Source organism: Gordonibacter pamelaeae 7-10-1-b (assembly GCF_000210055.1).
Lineage (GTDB): Bacteria > Actinomycetota > Coriobacteriia > Coriobacteriales > Eggerthellaceae > Gordonibacter > Gordonibacter pamelaeae.
Window position 1 is genome coordinate 3,385,093 of sequence record NC_021021.1, and the last position, 3,976, is coordinate 3,389,068.

Here is a 3,976-nt window from a genome sequence, read left to right on the forward strand (position 1 = left end):
TGGCGATGCCTGCTTGGGCCGCTCCCGCGGAAGCTGACTTGGCTGCGCCGGCGGCTCCGTTGGTCTTAGCCCTCATCTGCGCTGCCTGCTCGGCCGCGGCGGAGTCGTCGGCGGATGCGGCGCCATGCGCCTTGCCGTCCGATGCGGCCCGATTGGCTGCGCCATCGCCCGGAGACGGCTCGGCCTCTTTCGCCTTGGCTTTCCTTCTGGCCAGCCTCCGCCTGATGGCAAGGCCCCCGTCCGCGGCGTCGTAGGCGTCGCGGGCGCCTTCGAACTCGTCCGTGTCGTCGAGTTCGTTTGCCATCGTGCCGGCTGCCATCCGCCTGAGGCTCGCCGATCCCATATGCTGAGGTCCGGCTGGCTTCCCAGACAGCCCGAATCCGCTTCCGACGACCCCCTCGCGGAAGGACTCGCCGCCTGCCACCACGCCGGAGTTGAGAAGGTTCTCCCTCTCTCCGGCGACGACGTCGTGCATCGGGTCCCTGTCCGGGTTCCTCGTCATCGTGCGGACCTCATGCCCGCGCCGCCGAGGGCCGCCACTTCTGACGGCTTGGTGGTGAGCAGGTCGTAGATCCTGCCCTTGGGGAGCTCGTTGGTGATCGGGAGCCTTGCGCCTCCAGCCACGAGCAGGCCGTCGCCCGGCTTGATGCCGTCGTCGATGTAGCCGATCTCCTCGTCGGAGAGGTTGAGCGTCTCGGCCCACAGGTCCCTGTCCACCGTCGACTGTTTGTGGAGCATCAGGTAGTCCGAGTTGAGGATCATGGTCGATCCGATGTCGCTGCCGAGCATGAAGCTCGCGTTCTGCGACAGGCCGGTGGCAACCAGGCCGAACTTTCGTCCCTCGGCCCAGAAGCTCTCGAAGTAGGCGATGACGGCCGGGTGCTTGAAGAGGCTCTGCACCTCGTCGATGAACAGCCAGGTGGTCCTCTCCTCCGCGAAGTTCTGGTACATGCGGTTGCGCACCTGCTCTAGGGCGGTGAGCATGCCGAAAACCTTCATGTCCGAGTTGAGGTCATGGAGGTCGATGTTCACCATCGGCGCGTCGAGGTGCACGTTGGACATGCGGTTGAAGAACGAGAACGATCCCTTGACGTGGCGCTCGTAGCGCAGGGCGATCTCCCGCGCGACGGGCTCGGGCTGCTCAAGCAGGAGCTTGTAGAAGTCCTCGAGCACAGGGGTGCCCGCGGCTCCGGACCTGCGGTAGGCCTCCTCGACGCATCGGGCGATGATCGACCTCTCCGCCTGCGTGAGCCCCTGGTTCCCCTCGGCCATCATCGATGCGGAAAGGGCGAGGAACGCGTCCACCTTGAAGGCGATCTGGAGCGGGTCGGAGAGCGTGGCGACGTCCTTGGTGTCGAAGGGGTTCATGAACTGGCCGGAGTCGGCGGCCAGCCTGATGCTCACGCCGCCGCCCGCCTCCGCGACGGGGCGGCCCTCGCCGGTCGGGTCGATCCAGATCCCCTGGGCGCTGTCCCCGTAGAGCATGCGCACCTGAAGCCATACGCTCTTCTGGGCGTTCGACTTTCCCGTGCCCGGGGTCCCGAAGTCGAATCCCATCGGGGAAGGAAGCGAGAGCCTGTCGAGGATGGTGAGCGTGTTGGTGATCTTCGACTGCCCGAGGTAGATGCCTCCTGGTTGGTTGATCTCAAGGGAAGCGAAGGGCATCTGCATGGCGATCTGGCCGCTGGTGAGGAGCCTCGTCACGTCGCACTTGTTCGTCGCGAACGGCAGGACCGAGCCCCAGCCCTCCTCTTAGCGGTAATAGAGCTTCTCAATCGTCAGCGCCGAGCCTTTTGCCGCGGAGATGATGCGGTCGACGCGCTCGTCGAGCTCCGTTTCTGTGGAGGCGTAGGTGAAGACATAGCCTGCGTACTCGAAGAGCCGCTCGTTCTTGTTGCGCAGGAAGTCGAGCAGCTCCTCTGCGTCGGCCCTCGAATAGCGCAGCGCGGTCGAGGTCTGGGTGAGGATGATGCCCTTGCTGGCGGCGCGGCTCTTCTGGCCGCGCTCCTCCATGTCCATCCAGTCGATCTTGCCCTGGACCATGTCGATCGCCTTGTCCTGGGAGATGGGCTTCAGGTGGAGCGAGATCGAGAGCGGCATGGGGAGGTCTACGATGTTGGAGAGGCAGTCGTCGAGCAGCACGGATCCGAACGACCTGATCGCCATCACACAGCACCAGGCGTCGTCGGCCTTGAAAGCGTCGCTTCGTCCGTTTGGCCTGAAGTCCACGGACATGGGGGCCACGAAGTCGGCCGTGCGCGCGGTGGGGCACTGGGACAAATTGTCCCAATCGAACTCGAAGGCGCCCAACGGGCTCAGCAGGCCCCTGGTGACCCTGAGCTTCTCGAGGCCGTCGATGGGCTCGGCCTTGCTCTTGATCCTGGCGAGGGCCTGGACGCAGTCGTTGCGCATGCGCGCCAGCTTCGGGATAGCGGAGTCGATGTCCTCCGCCTCGGTGGTGAAGGTGAGGTAGCGGTGCCTCTTGAGGTTGGAGACGCCTTCGCGCATCTTGTCGTTGAGGATGCGGTTGTATTCCTCGACGTAGGGGTCCAGGCAGGGGTCCGACTTGGGGAAGAACGTCCTGTTGCCGATCTCCTCGGGCGGGACCGGCTCGTTGGTGATGGTCACCTGGACGCTGGTGTCGGGGTTGAAGTAGTTGTACAGGGCGCTCATCGTGCTGTAGATGTTCTCGCGGATGTCCTTCTTCGCGCACTGGTAGGTGATGTCGCCGAACTGCACGGTCTGGCTGAACAGGCCCGGTGCCACCTGTGCCACGCCGTTTTTGAGCATGAGCTCGTAACCGCACAGCTCCAGCGTGCCCTTCTGCCTTTTCCGCTCCTTCTTTTCATTCTTCCGCTCAGGGGCTTCCGCTGCACCCTTCTTACGCTTCTTCAGCAGGCTCATAGAGCTCCGCCCCCTTTCTGTAGGTACGCTTCCTTTCCTTTCGTGCGAGCTTTCTCGGCTCCAGCGCCAACGGCGCGGCCGTCGCCCCCCTGTGGCTTGGCGTGTACTCGAAGTGGCGCTTGGCCAGGTGGTGCTTTGCCAGCAGCGGCAGGAACCTCTCAAACGGCATTCCGCGGGGCTTCCAGAAGCCCGCAAGCCAGAAGGGCAGTGTTGCGAGCATGATCGGGAACGTGGCGTCCGAGGGGTCGACGCCCAGCCAGAACCAGCATGCGAGGGCGGTCGTTATCGCGGTGGCGAAGCCCCCCGCCAGGCACACGCAGGTCCTGATGGACATGTCACCGAACAGCTTCTGCTCGTACTCTCCGATGTCCTTCTGGATTGGGATGTGGAGCTTGTCGTCGATCAAACCGAGCCCCCTAAGCCGGCATCCACGAGGTGTCGAGCTGGCCGAAGTAGACGGCTGCGGCGATGATGATCGCGCCGCCGGCGATGGTCGCGATTCCGGCCTCCATGCCCTCGCCGCCGCCACCGCGGTTTCCAAATGATCGTCCGAGCTGTACTGCCCCCCAGACCACGAGGAACCCTCCGAGGAACGTCACGCAGCCCGTCACGAGCGAGATGATTTTTGCAAGCATGTGATTGCCTCCTTTGCGTCGTTGGCGCCTGGGTGGAAGGGGCGCCTTGCCTTGCGTGGTAAGATTTGGATGCGGAGCGCGCGAGCGCTCCTTTGCGTCTTGACGGCGGCAGCCGCATCGAGGGTGGAAGCTCGAAGCGGCCGAGTTGCTTGCGCATTGCCGCCGTCTCCGTGGCTTTCCCTAGACCACCTCCCTCATCCCCGCCGCATACGCGCCGAAGTCGAAGGGCTTGGCGTATATGGACCCCTTGTGCCCGGGCTCGACCTCGGCCCATCGAGGGTGCTGCGCGGCGTCGTATTTGTCGTCTTGGAACGGATAGGTTCCCGCGATGAGCAGCAGGGCCTTCCTCCTGGAGAGGCGTCCCACCTCGTCGGGGAGCATGAGCGGTCGCTCGAAGATCGTTCGGTTCACGGTGGTCGACTTGTTCTGTCCCTCCG

3 protein-coding genes and 2 pseudogenes are annotated in these 3,976 nt (G+C 64.3%); all 5 read right to left on the minus strand.

The features are described 5' to 3' along the window. Window positions 1-502, minus strand: a pseudogene (locus tag GPA_RS19625) (hydrolase Nlp/P60); the annotation flags it as partial. Beyond that, window positions 499-2,904 (minus strand): annotated as a pseudogene (locus tag GPA_RS20690) (VirB4-like conjugal transfer ATPase, CD1110 family). The pseudogenes GPA_RS19625 and GPA_RS20690, both read right to left, overlap by 4 nt. Continuing rightward, window positions 2,882-3,310: a PrgI family protein gene (locus tag GPA_RS15570; RefSeq protein WP_197533114.1), complete on the minus strand. Its 429-nt coding sequence runs from the start codon at window positions 3,308-3,310 to the stop codon at window positions 2,882-2,884. Before GPA_RS15570 ends, GPA_RS20690 begins: the two are co-directional and overlap by 23 nt. A 10-nt stretch (window positions 3,311-3,320) precedes the next feature. Next, window positions 3,321-3,539 carry a hypothetical protein gene (locus tag GPA_RS15575; protein ID WP_015540454.1) on the minus strand — a complete coding sequence of 73 codons (219 nt, stop codon included), beginning with the start codon at window positions 3,537-3,539 and terminating at the stop codon, window positions 3,321-3,323. Window positions 3,540-3,719: 180 nt separating this feature from the next. Further along, the coding region (locus GPA_RS19630; protein WP_041239784.1) for a type IV secretory system conjugative DNA transfer family protein at window positions 3,720-3,976 on the minus strand (257 nt) is incomplete at its 5' end.

Excerpts from the sequence above, each read along its gene's own strand:
- GPA_RS15575 (WP_015540454.1), bottom strand. The coding sequence starts at position 3,539 with ATGCTTGCAAAAATCATCTCGCTCGTGACGGGCTGCGTGACGTTCCTC.